Source organism: Litorimonas cladophorae (assembly GCF_014652455.1).
Taxonomy (GTDB): Bacteria; Pseudomonadota; Alphaproteobacteria; order Caulobacterales; family Maricaulaceae; genus Litorimonas; species Litorimonas cladophorae.
The window spans coordinates 763,490-783,423 of sequence record NZ_BMYV01000001.1; the positions used below are offsets into that span (position 1 = coordinate 763,490).

The 19,934-nt window shown below is 51.8% G+C and carries 20 protein-coding genes and 1 tRNA gene; 7 read left to right on the forward strand and 14 right to left on the reverse strand.

The window, feature by feature from the left end:
- Positions 1-75: 75 nt before the first annotated feature.
- Both IE073_RS03750 and IE073_RS03755 read left to right on the forward strand, forming a co-directional pair.
- Positions 76-813, forward strand: coding sequence for a DUF481 domain-containing protein (locus IE073_RS03750; protein WP_189581426.1), 738 nt, complete (start codon positions 76-78; stop codon positions 811-813).
- A 14-nt stretch (positions 814-827) separates the two neighbouring features.
- A complete protein-coding gene (locus IE073_RS03755; RefSeq protein WP_189581428.1) occupies positions 828-1,325 on the forward strand; it encodes a SixA phosphatase family protein in 498 nt (165 codons plus the stop codon).
- 512 nt (positions 1,326-1,837) lie between these two features.
- On the opposite strand, the gene IE073_RS03760 is transcribed toward IE073_RS03755, so the two are convergent.
- From IE073_RS03760 to IE073_RS03770, 3 genes are all read right to left on the reverse strand, one after another.
- On the reverse strand, positions 1,838-2,242 hold the full coding sequence (locus tag IE073_RS03760; RefSeq protein ID WP_189581430.1) for a hypothetical protein: 405 nt from the start codon (positions 2,240-2,242) through the stop codon (positions 1,838-1,840).
- Positions 2,243-2,334: 92 nt separating this feature from the next.
- A complete protein-coding gene (gene gltX, locus IE073_RS03765; protein ID WP_189581432.1) occupies positions 2,335-3,663 on the reverse strand; it encodes a glutamate--tRNA ligase in 1,329 nt (442 codons plus the stop codon).
- Positions 3,663-5,333, reverse strand: coding sequence for an NAD+ synthase (locus tag IE073_RS03770; protein WP_189581434.1), 1,671 nt, complete (start codon positions 5,331-5,333; stop codon positions 3,663-3,665). The genes gltX and IE073_RS03770 overlap by 1 nt, the downstream gene beginning before the upstream one ends.
- Positions 5,334-5,553: 220 nt before the next feature.
- On the opposite strand from IE073_RS03770, the gene IE073_RS03775 reads away from it, so the two are divergent.
- Positions 5,554-5,628 (forward strand) — tRNA-Leu (locus IE073_RS03775).
- A 529-nt stretch (positions 5,629-6,157) separates the two neighbouring features.
- Positions 6,158-7,303, forward strand: a complete 1,146-nt coding sequence (locus IE073_RS03780; RefSeq protein WP_189581435.1) for a slipin family protein — start codon at positions 6,158-6,160, stop codon at positions 7,301-7,303.
- Between the two features lie 45 nt (positions 7,304-7,348).
- On the opposite strand, the gene IE073_RS03785 is transcribed toward IE073_RS03780, so the two are convergent.
- Together IE073_RS03785 and IE073_RS03790 are read right to left on the reverse strand one after the other, a co-directional pair.
- Positions 7,349-8,860, reverse strand: a complete 1,512-nt coding sequence (locus IE073_RS03785; RefSeq protein ID WP_189581437.1) for a serine hydrolase domain-containing protein — start codon at positions 8,858-8,860, stop codon at positions 7,349-7,351.
- On the reverse strand, positions 8,857-9,747 hold the full coding sequence (locus tag IE073_RS03790; protein ID WP_189581440.1) for a Gfo/Idh/MocA family protein: 891 nt from the start codon (positions 9,745-9,747) through the stop codon (positions 8,857-8,859). Before IE073_RS03790 ends, IE073_RS03785 begins: the two co-directional genes overlap by 4 nt.
- Before the next feature lie 267 nt (positions 9,748-10,014).
- Between IE073_RS03790 and IE073_RS03795 the strand changes: the two genes are divergently transcribed.
- Positions 10,015-10,287, forward strand: coding sequence for an HU family DNA-binding protein (locus IE073_RS03795; RefSeq protein WP_189581443.1), 273 nt, complete (start codon positions 10,015-10,017; stop codon positions 10,285-10,287).
- 216 nt (positions 10,288-10,503) lie between these two features.
- Positions 10,504-10,731 (forward strand): hypothetical protein, encoded by a 228-nt coding sequence (locus IE073_RS03800; RefSeq protein ID WP_189581446.1) that lies wholly within the window; start codon positions 10,504-10,506, stop codon positions 10,729-10,731.
- Between the two features lie 29 nt (positions 10,732-10,760).
- On the opposite strand, the gene IE073_RS03805 is transcribed toward IE073_RS03800, so the two are convergent.
- The 6 genes from IE073_RS03805 to glmU all read right to left on the reverse strand — a co-directional run bounded on the left by IE073_RS03805 (position 10,761) and on the right by glmU (position 16,919).
- The gene (locus IE073_RS03805; protein WP_373298699.1) at positions 10,761-12,143 is read right to left on the reverse strand and encodes a class II 3-deoxy-7-phosphoheptulonate synthase; all 1,383 of its coding nucleotides are present in this window, start codon (positions 12,141-12,143) and stop codon (positions 10,761-10,763) included.
- 224 nt (positions 12,144-12,367) lie between these two features.
- Positions 12,368-13,750 (reverse strand): glutathione-disulfide reductase, encoded by a 1,383-nt coding sequence (gene gor / locus IE073_RS03810; protein WP_189581452.1) that lies wholly within the window; start codon positions 13,748-13,750, stop codon positions 12,368-12,370.
- 9 nt (positions 13,751-13,759) lie between these two features.
- On the reverse strand, positions 13,760-14,041 hold the full coding sequence (locus IE073_RS03815) for a hypothetical protein (protein ID WP_189581455.1): 282 nt from the start codon (positions 14,039-14,041) through the stop codon (positions 13,760-13,762).
- A gap of 301 nt (positions 14,042-14,342) precedes the next feature.
- Positions 14,343-14,858, reverse strand: a complete 516-nt coding sequence (locus tag IE073_RS03820) for a DUF2059 domain-containing protein (protein ID WP_189581458.1) — start codon at positions 14,856-14,858, stop codon at positions 14,343-14,345.
- Between the two features lie 16 nt (positions 14,859-14,874).
- The gene (gene rpiA, locus IE073_RS03825; protein ID WP_189581460.1) at positions 14,875-15,579 is read right to left on the reverse strand and encodes a ribose-5-phosphate isomerase RpiA; all 705 of its coding nucleotides are present in this window, start codon (positions 15,577-15,579) and stop codon (positions 14,875-14,877) included.
- Positions 15,576-16,919 carry a bifunctional UDP-N-acetylglucosamine diphosphorylase/glucosamine-1-phosphate N-acetyltransferase GlmU gene (gene glmU / locus IE073_RS03830; RefSeq protein ID WP_189581463.1) on the reverse strand — a complete coding sequence of 448 codons (1,344 nt, stop codon included), beginning with the start codon at positions 16,917-16,919 and terminating at the stop codon, positions 15,576-15,578. Before glmU ends, rpiA begins: the two co-directional genes overlap by 4 nt.
- Before the next feature lie 83 nt (positions 16,920-17,002).
- On the opposite strand from glmU, the gene IE073_RS03835 reads away from it, so the two are divergent.
- Complete coding sequence (locus IE073_RS03835) at positions 17,003-17,704, forward strand: HAD-IA family hydrolase (RefSeq protein ID WP_189581466.1); 702 nt, start codon at positions 17,003-17,005, stop codon at positions 17,702-17,704.
- A 27-nt stretch (positions 17,705-17,731) separates the two neighbouring features.
- On the opposite strand, the gene IE073_RS03840 is transcribed toward IE073_RS03835, so the two are convergent.
- The 3 genes from IE073_RS03840 to IE073_RS03850 form a co-directional block, all read right to left on the reverse strand.
- The gene (locus IE073_RS03840; protein WP_189581469.1) at positions 17,732-17,932 is read right to left on the reverse strand and encodes a phosphoglycolate phosphatase; all 201 of its coding nucleotides are present in this window, start codon (positions 17,930-17,932) and stop codon (positions 17,732-17,734) included.
- 345 nt (positions 17,933-18,277) lie between these two features.
- Positions 18,278-19,087 (reverse strand): aspartyl/asparaginyl beta-hydroxylase domain-containing protein, encoded by an 810-nt coding sequence (locus tag IE073_RS03845; RefSeq protein WP_189581472.1) that lies wholly within the window; start codon positions 19,085-19,087, stop codon positions 18,278-18,280.
- Between the two features lie 83 nt (positions 19,088-19,170).
- On the reverse strand, positions 19,171-19,926 hold the full coding sequence (locus tag IE073_RS03850) for a phosphocholine cytidylyltransferase family protein (protein ID WP_189581475.1): 756 nt from the start codon (positions 19,924-19,926) through the stop codon (positions 19,171-19,173).
- Between the last annotated feature and the right edge of the window lie 8 nt (positions 19,927-19,934).

Below are 19,934 nucleotides of genomic sequence, written 5' to 3' on the forward strand. Positions count from 1 at the left end.
CCTTCTGCGAGGGTTTGAAATCCCTCAGAAGTTCCGCTAACGCATCACCCAAAACTGGCATATTCGGAGTCCTACATGTTATCGCGTCTTCTTCCGTCTTTCGTCATGCTTTGCGTTGCGAGCACTGCCGCTGCGCAGGACGACCCCGGATGGACGGGGGAGATTGCCCTGAATGGGGCCAAGACGACCGGCAATAATGACACAACCGATGTGGGTCTGGCGTTTAAGGTCAACAAACGCTCAGCGGATTGGCGCCACAGCCTGAAAGGGACCACCGATTTTGGACGCAATGAAGGCAGCACGAATAAACGGCGCTATCGCTTGGGATATAAGATTGGGCGCGACCTCGCCCCGCGCGTTTATAGTTTTGCCAACCTCGATTATTACAGCGATGATTTCGGAGCCTTCAAACACGGGTACTACGCTGGGGGTGGCGCGGGTTATTCTGTGTTGATCGATAAACCGACCCTTTGGCGCCTTGAGGGCGGCGCAGGCTATCGCTCTCAAAAGGCACGCCTGCAGGCAAATGACGTAAGCGGTCTGGCAAGTCGAAAAGAGGCATTTGTCTCTGCGCGAGCCTATTCGGATTTAGAACATCACTTTAACGAACGCGTCAGCCTGACCAATGATACAGAGCTATTTTACTCCGACATCGACACATTCGTGACCAATGAGGTGGGCGTAACATCTCAAATGTTTGAGAGCCTGTCCCTACGCGCCAGTTTCCGCGTCGAAACGCATACCGATGTTCCAGAAGGCCGGGAAAAGACAGATACTATCAGCCGCATCGGGATTGTCTATAAAGTGCATTAGGCGCATATAGCCCTATGCTTTCCCGACTTCTCTTGATGCGCCACGCAAAATCTTCTTGGTCGGACGGCGGTCAAAGTGACCATGAACGGCCGTTAAATGATCGTGGGCGGCGTGCTGCGACAGCCGTAGGCGCAGCGTTAACAGCCCGAAAATTTGCACCCGACACGATTTGGAGCTCTGATTCGAAACGGACTCGGGAAACAGCGATGCGTCTCATTCGGGCGATCCCAGGCGGACAGACCGTAAATTATACGCCAGAGTTCTATCACGCTGGCGTCGAAACCGTATTGCGAGTTTGCGGACAGCACGTCGAACCCGACGGCGCGTTGATGCTATTAGGCCATAATCCAGGGTGGGCCGAACTACACACTTACTTCACTGGGCAATATATCGACTATCCGACTGGAGCTTGCACTGTCCTGACACGCAAAGCGGGCGGTCAAAGCGATTGGCTGGCGCCATCAGCGTGGGCATTTACCGCCCTCATTTTGCCAAGAGAGCTAGAGGTTTGAACCGCGATTTCTTGAGAGCGGTCTGGCGGCTCACCAGAGCCACCCTGTTTTACCCCGCCGCGTTTGGTTTGATGATCTGGCTAACCGTCACGGGCCAGCATTGGGCTTGGGGAATCGCCGTAATCATAGCGGTCGTCGTTTTAGACCCGATTTATCGCATTGTTCTAGGTTCTATCCTAAAATGGCGACCGCACCCAAAATAGAAGAGTTCAACGAGGCGGTAAAAAACTCAAGTTTGCTTCCAAAAATACGCGACATATACATCTCCAAAGGCGCTGATTATGCGCAAAAATAGCTTGGTAAGACTTTACTCATCATAAGATTGTGTTTGTGAAAGAAATGCGTGACAAAATACAACCCTTGGTATAATTCTGAATTTGTCGGTGATGCAACCATCCCAACTCACCATTGTCGACATGGTCGCCCTACCCCACGTTAGCGACCGTAACAGGTGGGCTGGTCATTGGCTTCTTCACATCCCGGTGAAGCCAGCGACCAGCCGCCAATTGGGGTTATCCTAGTTTTCCTTGAATACTCAGAAACGTATCTTCCTTGCGTAGAAGCCACAATAAACCCATTGCTGCTGCGGCAGGAATGGCCGCTAAGAACAACTGATTATAAACCTCTGTGCCGAGAATGTAGGACGGAAGAACAAGCAGAATTCCGCCTGCATGGAGGGCGAAAACAAGACCGTAGCTGACCGTCTTTTTAAATCCGACCAAAAATGCAATCAAAAGCGCCATCCAAAAAATGCCGATGGCGAGGCCCAGTGAGGCCGACAATCCTGGCAGATGATAATATTTTTCAGCGATGCCGCTCGCCGACTCAGGTTTAGTAAACCTCATCAACTGCCAAGGCAGAAGAAAATAGAATATCGAGAGACGCGTCAGAAAAAGTGGTAGACGTAAGTTTGGCATAAAAGCCCCCTGTTGAGTTTCGCGCGCCATAACAGCGACCTACATCAACAGGGACTCACAATCGCGCGAGCGGAATGCGCGTTTCCGTGAAGTTAAGCTACGTCGCCACTCAAACGGGCTTTGGCTTTCTCAGCCCCGAGTAAGACTAGCATATCATCCATGGAAGGTCCGTGACCTTGCGCCGTCAAGGCTAAACGCAATGGCATGAACAAGCCTTTGCCCTTGCGCCCCGTTTCCGTTTTCAAATGCCCAACGAGTTCCGACCAAGTTTCGGGAAGGATGGTATCGGGTAAAAACGACGCTGCAGACTTGCAGAAGTCGACATCCTCGGCAGCGATTTCACCCGCCATTGGCTTCAGGACTATGTCTGCCCATGCTTCTACGTCCGAAATTTTCTCAATATTAGCACGCACGATATTCCAGAAGGCTGCATCGCCCGGAATACGGTCGGCGACCTCTGCGTAAGGTGTCTCGTGTAGAAGCTTGGCGTTCAACGCGATCAGATCTTTTTCGTCAAAACGCGCGGGCGCGCGGCCAATTTTTGTAAATGAGAACTCCGACGCAAGCGCTTGAAGACTATGGCGAATTTCTACTGCATCGGAGGTTCCGATTTTGGACAGTAACGACGCGACGGCCATAGGCTCGATGCCTTGGTCCCGCAATTCTAACATGGATAGAGATCCCAAACGTTTGGAGAGAGATTTCCCATCTGCACCCACGAGCAATGGGGTATGCGCGAATGTCGGGAGATGTGTCGACAGCGCTTGGAAGACTTCAATCTGCGCCGCGGAGTTGGTCACATGGTCTTCACCACGAATAACATGGGTGATCTCGGCTTCGATATCGTCGACAACGCTGGGAAGCGTGTAGAGATAAGAGCCGTCACCACGGATGAGGACCGGATCAGACAGCGATGATACATCAATGCTCTGCTCGCCCCGCACCATGTCAGTCCAAGTGACTGTCCCACCAGAAAGCTTAAATCGCCAATGCGGTGTCCGTCCTTCGGCTTCGTAAGCCGCCTTTTGATCATCGGTCAGCTCTAGCGCGGCGCGATTATAAACGGGTGGCTTCCCGGCGACGCGTTGCAATTTACGTTGGCGGTCCAACTCATCTGCGGTTTCATAACAAGGGTAGAGTAATCCTGCCGCGCGCAGCTTGTCTGCAGCCGCGTCATACATATCAAACCGTTCGGATTGCTTGAAGGTCTTGCCCCACGAAACCCCCAACCAAGTCAGATCATCCTTGATCCCTTGCTCATATTCGGCAGTTGAGCGTTCAACATCCGTGTCGTCAATGCGGAGAATGAACATACCCTCTTCTGCCTGCGCAAAGAGAACATTCATAAGCGCCGTGCGGACGTTACCAACATGGAGGCGTCCCGTCGGGGACGGCGCAAATCTGACAATAGGTTTAGTCATTAGATTTCACCTTCAGGAATTTTATCGCGATAGCGGTTTGTAATCGGATAACGGCGGTCGCGTCCGAAATTTTTTGTACCGATCTTTACACCCGGCGGGGCTTGTCGGCGTTTATATTCAGCGATGTAGAGCAAGTTTTGGATCCGCTTTACATCGGCAACGCTATGGCCGCGTGCCACGATCTCTTCAATCGGCAATTCCAGTTCAATCAGGCACAGCAAGAGATCATCCAATACGTCATATTCAGGCAAGCTGTCGCTGTCCTTTTGATCATCGCGCAGCTCCGCTGACGGCGGTTTTGTGATAATCCGCGTCGGGATCGGCGTTTCCGCCCCGAGCAAATCCTTTGGCGTGTTTTCATTCCGCCAATTGGCGAGGGCGAAAACTTCGGTCTTATAGACGTCTTTTAGCGGGTTATACCCGCCACACATATCGCCATAGAGTGTGGCGTAACCGACCGCCATTTCGGACTTATTCCCTGTCGTGACGAGCATGGGCCCAAACTTATTTGATAGAGCCATCAGGGTCAGGGCGCGGCTACGCGATTGGATATTCTCTTCCGCTGTTGAGGGTGCGAGATCTTTGAAAAAGGGCTCAAGCATTTCGTCGAAAGCGTCAATGGCCGGTTTGATCGGAATTGAGTCATACCGACATCCCAGACGTTCGCAGCAGGCTTCCGCATCTGTCAGTGAGTCGCCCGACGTGTATTTAGTGGGCATCATCACCGCCCAAACGCGGTCGGGACCAAGCGCATCGACCGCAATTGTCGCCGCCATGGCACTATCAATGCCGCCGCTCATCCCTAAAATTATTTGCTTAAATCCATTCTTATTGACGTAATCGCCAAGGCCCAAACACATGGCGCGCCAATCCGCTTCATAGCCCGACAGTTGCACCTCTTTTTTAGCGTCAACACAGGTCCAGACATCGTCAATCTTTTCCCACGTCGCGAGATCGTAATCATCGACAAAACTCTTGAGCGATTGTACGATCGACCCATCTGCGGCCATTGAAAATGATGAGCCATCGAACACAAGTTCGTCTTGGCCACCGACCTGATTAACATAGACCAGAGGCAGGCCCTCCGTGATGACTTTTTCGCCCAAGGCTGCGACCCGTTCGGTCAGGGCCGTGCGGCGCCAGGGCGACCCATTTGGCGAGATCATAATCTCCGCGCCTGCGTCTTTTAAATGATCTGCAACTGTGTCCTGCCAGAGGTCTTCGCAAATAGGCAGACCAATAGAAATGCCATTAAAATCAACAGGCTGAGGCAGATGTCCTGCCGTAAATACGCGCGCTTCATCAAAGACGCCATAATTCGGGAGATGATATTTATACCGCACATTTGTGATCAAGCCCTCACGCATGAATAGCGCGGCATTGTACAATTTTCCCGCGTCCAACCATGGCGCGGAAAAGACAATCGCAGGTCCGTCTTTTGTTTCCGCCGCAAGGCGCAAACAGGCCGTTTTACAATCCGTCACAGCCGACGGGCGCAGCACCAAATCCTCAGGTGCGTAACCGATAATGAAGAGCTCGGAGAAGACGACAATATCGGCTCCATCGGCGGCCGCTTTGGCGTAATGCAATTGGGCTTTTTTCAAATTGCCAGCGATATCGCCCACGACTGGATTGGCTTGGATGGAAGCTATTTTGAGGCGCTGAGTCATAGGCCTGCGCTGTACCCCTGCCCGTCGAATTTAGCAAATACTCCGATTCACCTTCGAAAACTTTTTTCATTTTTTCGCTTGCGCAAAATTATTCTCAGCTCTAGAGGCCGCCTCCCGCTGCTCCGGCAGCCGAGCTTCTACGGTTCGGGTTCTTTGAATTCCCGACCAGTGCGCCCTGTCTCTGACGGATGCGTATGCTGTGAGCCGGATGGCGTGTTGCGGGTCTTGTGTAGCCAAGTGGTAAGGCGCTCGATTTAGATTCGATGAACATGGGTTCGATTCCCATCACAATTTGTACTGTAGCTCAGTCTGGATAGAGCACTAGATTAGTAATCTAGCTGGCGAAGGTTCGAATCCTTCCAGTAACACCATAGGCCCTTTTACGGCCAAGCGACTGTAAATCGCTTCTCATAACGGCATCCGGGCGGATGTCAGGGAGGTAGATACGGCGTTAAAGACTGTCCCGAACATGCCTTTTGGCGTGGGCGACGACCTGTCCGCGACCCGCATCCACCGACCTTACGAGAGATGACCGATCACGCGGCGGACCCTTTGGTGCGCCACGTGTGACAATGACGAAAATGCGTTGCCTGTTCACAGGTATCGCAGACACGACAGTAGACCACACGGCCCGCCATATGCGGTGCCCCGCGGATCCGTTGTCCTCGCGTCAGCATCTCGCCCGGATGTCTATGCAATTCACGCGGCCCTCATGGGGAGGACCGCCAAACCGGGCAAATCGCCCCTCAACACCGCGAGCCCTCATTTGGGCCCAAACTCAAAAGGACCGTCACAGGTGAATTAGACAACACAGGAGTATCGTTATGACCAAAGTGACACACAAATTATTAGGCCTTCGGGTCGTTATCCCCGAAATGGAACGGGCTGTTATTCTCAAGGATGGCATCTTTGAGATTATCCTCAATCCAGGTCGGCACACCATAGGCACTTTGGGAACGCAATCGCATTACGATGTTCGGAACTTTCGCGTAAATGCGGAGCCCGTCATTAGCGAGCTTTTAACGTCTATCCTGCGGAATCACGGCCCCGCCGTGGTGGATCATTTGACCGTGTTTGAAACGGCCGCCGATGAAATGGCGATTGTCTCGCTCGACGGGACACCTGCCTTTCTTGTGCCGCCCTTGACACGGAAAGTCGTCTGGACGGATGCTGGCCTGTGGTCGACCGAGATCGTCAATCTGTCAGATGGTTTCGTCATGACCGACGCCATGTCGCGACGGTTGATGACCTTGCGGTCAGATTTCATCAAGCGGTTCAAGGTGGAGCACGGTCAAATCGGCCTGCTCCACGTTGATGGAAAAGTGGTTGGAGAGCTTGTCCCGGGTGGGCACGCGGTCTGGTCATACGGCAAGGTCATCGCGGTCAAACTCGTCGATACGCGTGAAAACGCGCTCGATGTGACGGGCCAAGAAATCCTGACAAAGGACCGGGTTTCGATCCGGGCCAACTTGTCTGCGACGTACCGTGTTGTCGATCCCGTTCTTGCCGTGACTGCGGTGAAGGACTTTGTCGACACGTTGCACCGGGCCTTGGGTTCGGCGTTCCGTCGGTCTTTGGCGACCAAAACACTCGATGAGGTTTTGGCCGAGAAAGGCGCGGTTGACGCTGAGGCCATGGCGGCTGTCGTGGCTGAAATGGCCGCAGCGGGTGTGAAAGTCTCACACGTCACCTTGAAGGATATCATCCTTCCGGGCGAGATGCGGGATATCTTGAACACCGTTGTATTGGCCGAAAAGGAAGCCGAAGCTGGCGTAATCCGTCGGCGGGAAGACGCTGCCGAAACACGGGCCTTGCTCAACACAGCCAAAGTCATGGCGGATAACCCGGCCATGATGCGGTTGAAAGAGCTCGAAGCGCTCGAGTCGATCTCCGCAAAGGTCGGCACATTAACCGTCCACTCAGGCACAAAAGGCCTGATGGAAGATTTGGTTTCGCTGTCTACGAAGTAGAGGCGAAGTAAAATCAGCCCGTCCCGATGTTATGTCGGGGCGGGTTTAATCCTGTTGTTTAGATAGCTCTCTCTGAGATTTAATCTCTTCAAGCATCGTTTTCCAAATTATCTCTAATTCGTCGGCATTTGGAAGGGCACTATCTGTATCAAGCCATCCCATTTCTAACAATTCATCAAAGGCACCATCTTTGGATCTCGCAATTCCAAACACTTCCGCAAAGTTTCGACCATTTTCAATATCATCCGTAACAGCGTGGATTAGAAAGGGCGCATGCTGGGAGTTCTTCAACCAAACTTTTACATCTTGTCTAAGAGCTTCCGCGTCTAAATCTGTCTTCTGCCTAATTGCTAACTGCTCCGCCAAACTCCGGAACATATCAATATTCATATTCATGCTGTGCTGGCCATTGCTTTGTTCAACCGTAAATTCGCGGTCAGCGGCGTTTTTCGCAATGACGATATTCATGGCGGGGTTCACATATATATATTGGCCGTAAATCCCGACGGCGAAGAAATCGCCCTTGCTCGGCCCCTCTTGCGGCATCGGCACCCACCATTGGTAGCCATAGCCCGAACCACGAATAGGATGAACATTTGGCGCGTGGTTGATCGTCGAATCTTTTACCCATGCCTCTGGCACGAGCTGCTCGCCCTGCCATTCCCCGCCTTGCAAAAACAACTGCCCGAATTTCGCATAATCGCGCGTGCGCAGGTTCAACCCACCCAAGGCGAAGGCCACATCTTCGCCGTCCGTCAAATAAAACGGCGACTTCCCCATGCCAAGATTTTCGCCATAGGTGTCTTCCCAAAGCTGATGCAGAGATTTTCCCGTCACTTTGCGTAATGCCATCGCGGCAACATGCGTATCGATGGAGACATATTGCCAGACTGTCCCCGGCTCATATTGGCGGTCTTTCAGCGTCTCGGTGTATTCATCCATAGACCCGCCAAGACCCAAGACACGGCCCATGTCATTAATGTCAGATTTCGGGTCCATGTAATCTTCGTTGAACTTCACGCCGCTGGCCATGTTCAAAATATTGGCAACCGTCGCACCTTCATAGGCTGTACCCTTTAGCTGCGGGAGGTAGAATTCGATGGGCTTGGAAATATCCATCAACCCATCTTCGATAGCCTGTCCGTAGAGACCCGACATGAATGACTTGGCAACTGACCAGCTGATACGCAAATCATCGGGGCCTGTGTCTTTATAATAGCTTTCATGGATGAGCTTGCCATCGCGGATGATCACGAGGGCCGTAGTGTCGAGCTCTGTCAGAACGTCAGCTAAAATCAACTCTTCGCCCTGCACATTGACCGTCTCTGGCAAAGGCTGGACATCCTCTTCCCACGGTTGGGGTTCACCGATGGTGAGATCATGGTGCAAGAACGCCGCGTCCATATTCGAGAAGTTTGTGACGATATTATCCGCGTCAAATAAGGTGTTCACCGTCATCAGACGTTTCACAGTCGTCCAATTTAACGCCAGTAAAAGAAGCCCCAGCGCGACAAGGGCCGCAAGCCCCATTCCAATCCACTTAAATATGCGCATCATTCACCCCCATCAATTTCAACGGCCGCGCGCGCCGCAATCAATCCGTCTACGGCGCTGACCAGAACAGGCGTCCCGTCCAACACCGCCCCGACGAAGATATCTGTCGCCGCGCCTAGGCTGTCTTTTGCCTGCGGATCATCCGCAAAGTCCACATTCAAATCGAACGGTGTGGAATGCACAAGAGTTTTGGCGTTGAAATCAATACGAACCTCGCCCGATGGATAGGCAATTGTCATATGTCGCGCGCCTGTCTCAACGACCCGACTGGCGGTGAGCTTCGCGATGGCGCGTCCATATCGGAGCGTCGCCTGACTCTCATCTGGCGTCTTGGATTTGACAGGCGTTGATGTCCCCTCAACCCGATCAGGTCCTTGCCCGAATAAGGCGGTGCAGAGATCAATATCATGAGTCATTAAATCCATCGTCACGGACGTATCCGTTCCGCGCACCGAATAGGGGTTTGACCGCACCGCCGTAATTGAGAGCGGTTTCTGCCCGACTTGCTCCAAACCAATCGCGCGAAGGACCATGCGCTCCTGATGGCCTATTTGAACGACCAATTTTCGGTCTGACGCGAGACGCACAATCGCTTCTGCCTCGGCGACCTTCGTCGCAATGGGTTTCTCAATCAAGCAATGGCACCCTGCCTCTAGTGCCCTGCGTCCTACATCCCCGTGGTAACTGGCTGGACACGCTATGATGACGGCGTCGCAAGCCGCAAAAAGCGCGTCTAGTTCACAAGCTTGGACGCCATGCTTTTCGGCCAAACCCTGCGCACGCGCCGTATCTGGATCATAGAGCCCTAAAAACTCAATGCGCGGATGCGCCGCCAATTTATTCGCATGATATCCTGCGAAGACACCAGCGCCGACTAATCCTGTTTTCATTCTTTCTGTCATAGGGGCCTTAACGCGGTCTGAGAAAGCTTTTGCAAGGGAAAAGGTGAGAATCACTTTTGGCTGAGTCGGTCCAGCAATGGACAAAATTGTCGACAATGGAGGGCTCACGGTCCGATTTTCACACCGAAATCTGCTTAAATATGCCCAAAATACCAGTAAAACTGTGGTTTTGGGTGACACGCCAATCGCAATCCTTAGGAATTACGTCAGCACCGACAACATAGTCGGCTCGCTTCATCACGAGGGAGAATCCAGATGAACAAGAAAGAACTCGTCAGCGCATTGGCTGAACACACAGGCGCAACGCAGGCCGCTGCTGGCGACATGCTCAACGCATTTGTTGAAGTTATCACGAACGAAATGAAACAAGGCGACGGCTCCAAGGTTGTCATCCCAGGTTTCGGTCAGTTCGTCGCTAAGCATCGCGAATCCCGCGAAATGCGTAACCCTGCGACAGGCAAAATGATGATGTCTAAAGCGAAAACATCGGCAGCATTTAAGCCAGCCGCTGCGCTTAAAGACCTCTAGGTTTTGGATTGATAAATTGACTTAAAGCCGCTCCATCTGGGGCGGCTTTTTTATTGGCACAAGCAAGCCAAGACATTGGGTACAAAGTTGAACGACTAAGGATCTAAAATGCTGTTGGACATTAATCCAACGGCCAGCTGATTATTTTTAAGCCGATGGCGTCGTTATTTCACTGGAGGCCTTAGACAAAGAAGGCTTGGAGAAACGGCCCTTGAATTGCGGGCATTCATATACCCGTTCTTCTTTATCGGTACGATTTGCGTATTCGTCTTCTTTTTCCGCGTTTGGAAGCCGGCAGTCGGGCTTGTTGTTCGTCGCCGATATCTTTTCGCGATCATAGTCCCTGGGTCAGTCTACGGCCTGATTTCCATCACTCCAGTTGGGGCTGAAGAAACCGAAACGCTTGGATCGCAATTGGAAGCGATGAGAGCCGCGGGAGAGTAGCCCGCAGCTTTCGATATCAGTTTCGCGCGTTACGCTGTCAGACGTGCACCCTCTTCCTTGCGATAACTGCCCAGTTCTTCCGCAATCAAGAACGCAAGTTCTAATGCCTGATCTGCGTTAAGACGGGGGTCGCAATGCGTGTGGTAACGCGAGGACAAATCCTCTTCGCGTACGGCACGAGCAGAGCCGCCCAAACATTCCGTCACATTTTGGCCTGTCATTTCGAAGTGAACGCCACCTGGCCAACAACCTTCAGAATGAAGCACCTGCATAAAGCGGCTAACCTCTGTCATGATGTTGTCGAACGGACGTGTTTTATATCCGCTATCGGTTTTAATCGTGTTGCCGTGCATGGGATCACAAGACCAAACAACGTGCCGCCCGGCCCGTTTGATCGCCCGCGCCAAAGTCGGCAGATGTTGCGCAACTTTGTCGTGGCCATAACGCGCGATGAGCGTGATCTTACCCGCTTCATTTTCAGGATTGAGTACATCGAGCAGCTTCATAAGCTCATCCGGCTCTAGGCCTTCGCCGATTTTCATCGCGATTGGATTTTCAATCCCACGCATGAATTCAACATGTGCATGGTCAAGTTGCCGTGTCCGGTTTCCGATCCACAGCATATGTGCCGATGTATCGTACCAACGCCCCGTTGTACTATCGATACGGGTCATGGCTTCTTCATAGCCAAGCAACAGACCTTCGTGAGATGTGTAATAATCCGTCGCAGACATCTGTGGTGTCGACTCAGGTGTCACCCCGCAGGCTTCCATGAAGTTCAGCGCTTCTTCGATCTTCTCGCAAAGCTCTTTGTATTTTTTAGTTTGTGGTGATCCATCGACATATCCAAGCGTCCATTGATGAATGTTCCGCAGATTCGCATAACCACCTGTCGCGAATGCTCGCAACAAGTTCATCGTCGCCGCCGATTGTCCGTAAGCCTTGAGGAGACGTTGCGGATCAGGAATGCGGGACTCAGGACTGAACTCCATGCCGTTAATGTTATCCCCACGATAGGACGGCAATTCTACGCCATCACGAACCTCAACGGGCGAGCTGCGCGGCTTACCAAATTGGCCTGCGATGCGACCAACTTTGACGACGGGTTGACCCGCGCCATAGGTCAGAACCACGGCCATTTGCATCATGACACGAAACATATCGCGCAGGTTATCAGGATGGAATTCTTTGAAACTCTCGGCGCAATCACCACCTTGCAGCAAAAAGGATTTGCCCATGGCAACTTGTCCCAAACGCTGTTTCAAACGACGTGCTTCGCCCGCAAAGACAAGAGGCGGATACCCCTTCAGGGTTGTCTCAACATCCGACAGTTCAGCCACGTCTGGATAGTCAGTCGGGATGTGTTTTGCGGGTTTATCGCGCCAGCTTGAGGGCGTCCATTTGGTCATGATTGTCTTCCTTTGCGCAAGATGTTTGCGTCAACGAGGGGTGCTCATAGCGGCTGCAGAAGAATTTGCCCAGCCTTGGATGAGTTCAGATCGCAAAAATGTCAGATCAGAGGTGAATAGGATTCATAGGGAAGTGAAAGGGTCGGCAGACCCGTGGAAAGACGACTCTCAAGTTAGGCAAATGGCACCCTGACATCTCAACGAGAAAAAACAGGATGTTCGCAAGCCTAAGACACAATCGTCGTTTTATTGGGTTCGCGCGGTTTTAGCGTGACAATCTCTTCTGCGATCGTGGGATGCACCGCACAGGTCGCGTCAAAGTCAGCCTTGGTGAGACCCGCCTTCACACAAATCCCAAGGGCCTGAATGATTTCGCCGCTGTCATCGCCGACAAGATGGATACCTACAACAACTTCGTCTTTCCCTTGAGTGATCAGCTTCATGAAGACTTTTTGCGGACTGCCTGACAGTGTGTTTTTCATCGGGCGGAATTTCGTCGTATACACCGTCATGTCCTCGCCAAATTTCTGGCGCGCTTGTCCCTCACTCAAGCCAACAGTCCCAACAGGAGGACGCGTGAATACGGCGCTGGCAATATTGTCGTGATCATAGGCAACTGGATTATCTTTGAATGCGGTCTCAATAAAAGCGGCAGCTTCTCGGATTGCGACAGGTGTCAGATTTACACGATTGGTCACATCACCCACGGCATAGATATTATCGGCAGTAGTTTTGGAAAGCGCATCAACCTTGATTGCGCCGCTATCTTCTACCTCAACGCCCGCATGTTCTAAGCCAAGTGTAGCGGTATTTGGCTTTCGACCCGTCGCCATAAAGACCACATCCGTGCCAATTTTGGATCCGTCGTCGAATGTCACGATATAGCCGCCCTTCGTCGGCTTAATCTCTGTCGGGCTGATGTTGAACTTCAAATCGATGCCGTTGTTAAGCTGAACTTCGCCGACCTGGTCGCGTACTTCGGAGTCAAAACCGTTGAGCAAACGTCCACCGCGATAAACTTGCGTCGTTTTCACACCCATGCCCGCATAAATGCCCGCAAATTCACAGGCGATATATCCACCACCGATGATGAGAACGCGCTCTGGGAGTTTATCCAAAGTGAAGGCGTGATCGGAGACAATCGCGTGTTCGGCCCCTTTAATACCGGGCGCCCAAGGGGTTCCGCCCACAGCGATAAGAATTTTCTCCGCCGTGAAGGTTTTCCCGCTTTCACACAGGCGTATGGTGTTAGCGTCAATGAATTCCGCGCGTTCGCGAAACAAAGTTGCGCCATTTTTTTCCAAGATCGTGGAATATATTCCGGACAAGCGAGAGACTTCCTTTTGGATGGCATCGCGCAAGGTCGGCCAATCAAATGAAACCTCACCGACTGTCCAGCCATAGGACGCAGCCTCTTTGATCGATGCGCCGTAATCCGCGCCATAAACCATGAACTTTTTCGGGACGCAGCCTCTAACAACACAGGTGCCTCCTGGCAGGCTTTCTTCTGCAACGCCGACACGTTTACCGAGCTGCGCTGCCAAGCGCCCTGCGCGAACGCCGCCTGACCCCGCGCCAATGACGAAGAGGTCGAAATCATAATCTGACATGGCGTAGTCCTAGCTAGAGCGGCGACGCCAGCGGCTGCAAAGTCGCTGGGCATGTGGGCCGGATGGAGGTGACGACTGCCATAGGCGATGTTTGGCAACGTCGATATAGAAATGCGCGGTCTTCCGCGCTTGGGCTGTTAAATTGGGAAAGATCGCCAGGCGATTCAAGACCTCACACACTTTTGCCACACTTAAAATAGGTAACATTTCTGGGATCGAGAGCGTTTCAGACACCATATCAATTACGTTATCAACATAAGCGCCTTCATAGTGGCGAAGCGAGCGGATCATTTCCAAATCTTGCGCCGCGCTTAGCTGGAAATATATGTCATATAGGCCGCATTTTTCAGCAACTTTTTCGGCGAGCGCAGGCTGCGTTTTCTAATATGGAAAAATCTAAATTTAACAGGCCCGGACAGAAGACACCCGTCAGAATGACGATGATGGAAACAGCGAAACTAAACATAAACCCCAACCCAAAGCCTAGATTATCCGACCGGACGACAACGTTGAACGGATTCGGTTAAACACAGCAATGGGAGGATTTTTCAAACACTCTGTTGCATCTATATAGGTCTCATTTATGTAGGCCTCATTCTGCGGCTTTTTCACGCAAAGCTTTTTCATATCTTGCGCCTGCACGCATGCCAAAGGCCTCCCCAACCGGCAACATATCACGAGACAACTTCGGTTGGTTCACAATCATTTTCTGCATTGCAGGGTCAGTATGTAAAACAATCAAACGCTCAATTTCTTCTGGCGTTAGATATTTTTCATAGAGCCTTCCAGCGTCTGCGATCATACTTGGCATTTCTTCGTCCAATGCAGCCATGAGTAGCGAACGATTTGCAGAAAGTTGATCTGCCATTTCTTCATTGCCCGCCATTCGCATCGTTTTAATTTGAGTGTCGAATATTACCAGCATTGCTGTCTTGGTTTGGTTGACGACACCCGCCTGATACAAGAGTTTCTCGGCGCGAGTGTTTCCGGCCAATTCATCAAACGGAACGGCTTTAACCTCAATACTTCCCAGTTGATCAGATAATTCATCAAATGATACATCTAGGGCATCTTTCTTTGTCGGAGGCTGACAAGCTGCCAAGAACAAACAAAATAATCCTGCGCTAGTCGCGCGAAAGTTCAATGACACGGGCATGGTCAGCTTCTCCTACGATAACGACATCTGCCAGATCTATGAATAGACCGTGCTCCATCACCCCAGGAATTTGGCTGAGCGCGAGAGCTGTGTCAGCGGGATTGGGAATTTTCCGACAGCGGCTGTCCAGAATGTAATTTCCGCCATCTGTGACCAGAGGACCAGAACCATCCTTCATTTGCCGCAAGACCGTCTGAGCCTCTTCGCAGCCCGTTGACTTCAATGCGTCAAAAACTTGTTCCGCCGTAAGCGCCATTCCGAAAGGTTCGACTTCTATTGGCAGCGGAAAGCGACCCAACATTTCGACCATTTTCAAACTATCGACAATGACAATCATACGGTCGCTGGCTTGGGCAATAATCTTTTCACGCAGCAGGCACGCGCCGCCGCCTTTGATTAGATTAAACGCGGGATCGACCTCGTCCGCCCCATCAACCGTCAGATTAATGCGGTCCACTTTATCAGGTTCAACCAGCGGGACACCCGCCTCGATAGCGCATTCCGCAGTGCGTTTAGATGTTGGCACGCCAGACACTTTCAATCCGCCCGCGATCCGTTCGCCCAAGGCATCGATGAAGATTTCAGCCGTTGATCCAGAGCCGAGGCCCAAAACCATGCCGTCCTCGACAAAATCAAGCGCGGCCAATGCGGCGTTTTCTTTGACTACACTCATGACTTTTTGGCTTTCAATTTTTCTTGCACGGCACGGAATCGTGCGCCCCACCCGAGTTTATTCACTTGATCGGCGCGCGCCAACGCTAAGGCATCGTCGGGGACGTCTTTTGTCACAACGCCACCTGAGCCCAAGAACGCCCCAGCCCCGATGGTCACAGGAGCGACAAGCGAGCTGTTTGATCCTATAAAGGCACCATCGCCGATGGTCGTCTTATGCTTTTTATAGCCGTCGTAATTACACGTAATCGTACCTGCGCCAATGTTCACATTGTCGCCAAGTTCCGCATCACCGACATAGGACAGATGATTGATCTTGCTACCTCGGCCAATGCTGGCCTTTTTAGTTTCAACAAAATTTCCGACCTTGGCGTTTTCGGCCAAAACTGTGCCCGCCCGCAATCTGGCAAAAGGCCCAACACTCGCACCCTCACCGACGTCTGCCCCTTCGAGATGAGAGAAAGCATGGATGGTCGCCCCTCGTCTAACCGTCACTCCGGGACCAAAGACGACATTGGCTTCGACAGTCACGTCAGGCTCCAAAATCGTGTCATAAGCAAAATAGACAGTCTCGGGGTGTTTCAAACTTACGCCCGAAACCATAGCGGCTTCGCGCATCACGGCCTGAAACGCCGCTTCGGCGTTGGCCAGATCACGTCTGTCATTCACGCCGAGAACTTCGGCCTCTGACGCATGAACAACGGTCGCGCCCTTATTGTCGCCCCGTAGGATTTCGACAATATCCGTTAGGTAGTATTCGCCCTTTTTATTGTCATTGGTCACCCGGTCACAGGCCGAAAACAGGTCAGCGGCACTTGCAGCGACAACGCCCGAGTTACAGAGACTAATTTTCAATTGTTCGGCCGTGCATTCTTTCGCTTCGACAATTGCGTGAAGATCCGCTCCCTGTGTAACCAGTCGGCCATATGCGGCAGGATCTGCCGCTTCAAAACCGAGAACGGCCAGAGCATGGGTTTCAAAAGCCTCAAAAACGCGGTTTAGAGTCTTGCCTGATATGAGGGGCGTGTCAGCGTAAAGAACGACCACCTGTCCGTCGAAGTTGTCCAGTGCCGCCTTGGCACATTGCACCGCATGACCCGTACCCATTTGCGGCTCTTGAACAGCAATATCTAAACCTAAGCCCTCAGCAGCTGCACGAACATCAGCATTATCTTCGCCCACCACGCAAACGATGCGTTCGATCCCTGCCCCTTTTGCGAGGTTGGTGACCCATTCAATCATAGGCCGACCACCGATGGGGTGTAGAACTTTAGAGCGTGAGGACTTCATCCGCGTGCTTTTGCCTGCGGCAAGGATGATAGCGGCACGTTTGGTTGTCATTGTATGAGGTCTCGTCTAGGCGAAATTTCTGAGTGCGACCTAGCCTATCACATCCCTCACCGCACGGAAGAATCTAACGGTTTATGAAAAAAACGAAGACAAGCTTGTTTGATAAACGCCCTTTACAGGGATTGAGCGTCTGTTTTGACCTCGACGGCACGTTGGTTGACACGGCGCCTGACCTTGTTCGGGTCACAAATGAAGTTATTTCAGCAAGGGGGCATGGACCCGTGGACTACCGCAAAGCCCGTGCCGCAGTCGGATACGGGTCGCGGCGAATGATCACCGATGCGCTCGCCGATGTTAACGACCACGCGACGGAGGCAGAAGTTGACGCGATGCAGGCTGAATTCTTAAGCCGCTACGCCGATACACTCGACCAGCTTTCACGGCCCTTTGCGGGCGTTGAACCGACGTTGGCTCGGCTGACCGTATTGGGAGCAGAACTATCGGTTTGCACAAATAAGCCCGGCTGGTTGGCGCGGCCCCTCTTAGAGAAACTCGCTTTAGATCAGTATTTTATCCGCACGATTGGCGGCGATGAACCACCACAGAAAAAACCCTCTGCAGGTCATATTTTCACGACGGCGGGCCACCGCAATTCCGCACGAATCGTGATGGTGGGCGATAGTTGGCCCGATATGCGAGCCGCCCAAAACGCGGGCGTGCACGCTATTCTCATGACCTATGGCTACACACCCTTGCCCCAAATACGATTAAGGGCCGACACACGATTGTCGCGTTTCCGCGATATCGTGCCGACCCTTTTGGCCCGCTATCACTAGCGGACAAAGTTCGTAATGTGGTTTGGTCTAACCGAAGTTTTCAGTCGACTTGACTGGAACACCATTGACCAAATTTGAGCGTACATCCGTGCGCGCCGAGCGCATGGACGCCAAAAACCCACCTTGGATCAGGTTGACACGGACATCATGTCCACGTTCTGCCCAATAGGCTTCGATTTGCTCTTTCAATCGTTCTGCGCCTTCGCGCGTACAGTAATCACCTTTCATAAGGTCCTCTTGTGTCTGTGCGGGTCATCCGTCCAAGACGACGTCGCAAATTATATCTAATCCCGTGCACTCGAAATAAGAAGAGACCCGTCGATTTCCAGCGGAAACAGGCAGATATTCCTATAAACTTTCGTAATCTTTGCGCAGATGCATTTCATATGCTGCATTGCATTGACGTACACGGGGCTAATTGGATGGGGCACATAATCTAAGTTATACACAGTGAACACCCCCAAATTACGAGTTCTCGCGATTATTTGATATTCAGATATTCGGGGTTAATGCAGCCTGAACAATACGGAACTGGCGATCGATGATTTGGACAGCAAGTTTAGCGTCTACCCGCTAACTGGCGGGGTCGCTCATCGCTTCCATATTCGCATCGGCCGTTCGAATCGCCGCTTCCAAGCGCTCTTCAGCGGTCTGAAGGTTTTTCTTTGGATCTTGGTAAAAGGCGGTCAGTTTCATGATGTTAAGGAACGTCTTGTTCAACACACGACCGCCCCACTTCATGGGACGATCAAAATCAAAGAGCAAAATCACACGCTCTTCGTCTGTATCGTTCCAGACTTCATGCTCATATGTGTCATCAAAGACAAAAATCTCGCCCTCTTTCCACGGCGTGATCGTGTCATCCACGCGAATGCGGCATTGGTCGCGGTCTTTGGGAATAATCAAACCCAGGTGAGAGCGTAAAATACCTTTCGTCACGCCCTTATGGGCTGGAATGTGATAGCCGGGCGCCAAAATAGAGAACATCGCGGTTTGCAAATTCGGAACTGATTCGAGGATTTCTGAGGTTTTTGGCGCGAGGGCCGCATTTTTCTCTAAACGCTGGCCGAAACCAAACAGCACGAAAGTCTTCCAATTATTTTCAGTCGACAGACGATATTGATCAGGCGAAATCTCGTGGAACCCTGGGATTGCATCCCTGTACCTTAGAACTTCGCGCGCTTCGGCTTGGATGACTTCCCAATTATCGGTGAAATCGCTTAGAAACGGAAAATGCGAGTTATCGATCTTAGGCGTGTCAGGCACGGTCGATTGCTTGCTTTGGTAGGTTGCAATCTTCCTGACAAGCTTCTTGCCGTTCGTTTTAATAAACGCGCGACGCTTGTTTTTTAGATGAGCGGGTTTTTCAACAGGAGTAGCCATAACGTCGAGCGCTTTACGCCTAAGACCCAATGTCGTCCACTGTCTATTCCCGCAGCAGAGGACATGATATCATTAATTTGGCATTAGATAACGGCGAAACGCTTTCGCGCCATCTCAGAATCACCAAAGATGGATCGGCAGACTTCATAATCTTCTGGCGTATCCAGCTCGGACCAATCATTGCCTTTGATATTGGTGGTATCGATCTGCACACCTGACGTCGCCAAACCGTGAATAACGGACAGATACCAGCTTTTTGTGCCATCGGCCGTTTTCATCAACCGCTTTAGTTCATCAGTGAAAATCTTCGGGCCAGCATTCATGAAACGCAGCATGCCGATCGATTCCCCGTGGGTTTCTGTCAGAGGCAAGGTCTTCCCTATTGCCGTCAAGACAGTGCCATCGAGTGACACTTTCATGTCATCGCCATCGTAGTATCCCTTTTGGTCAATCGTCACGGAAATGTCTTTCGCGGGAGCCGATAAGATGCGTTGCAGGAGCTCGGGTGTGAACAGGGTGTCGCCGTTAATCACCAAGAAGTCGCTTTTCATCGATTTTCGCGCCATCCAGCAAGACGCGAGGTTATCGGCAACTTGGAAGAAAGGATTGTAACGGATCTTCACGCGCGGCCCCGATTTCCGAGCCTCGATTTCAGCTTTGACCATATGGCTATTAAAGCCTGTGACGACCGTCGCGGTCTGAATACCTTGCGCATATAATGTGTCGAGCTGCATCCCCAAGACCGTCGTGTTCCCTATTGGCAACAGACATTTTGGCAAATCTGTAGTAAGCGGCAGAAGGCGAGACCCCCGGCCAGCGGCAAGAATAATAGCGTGCATCCGAACAA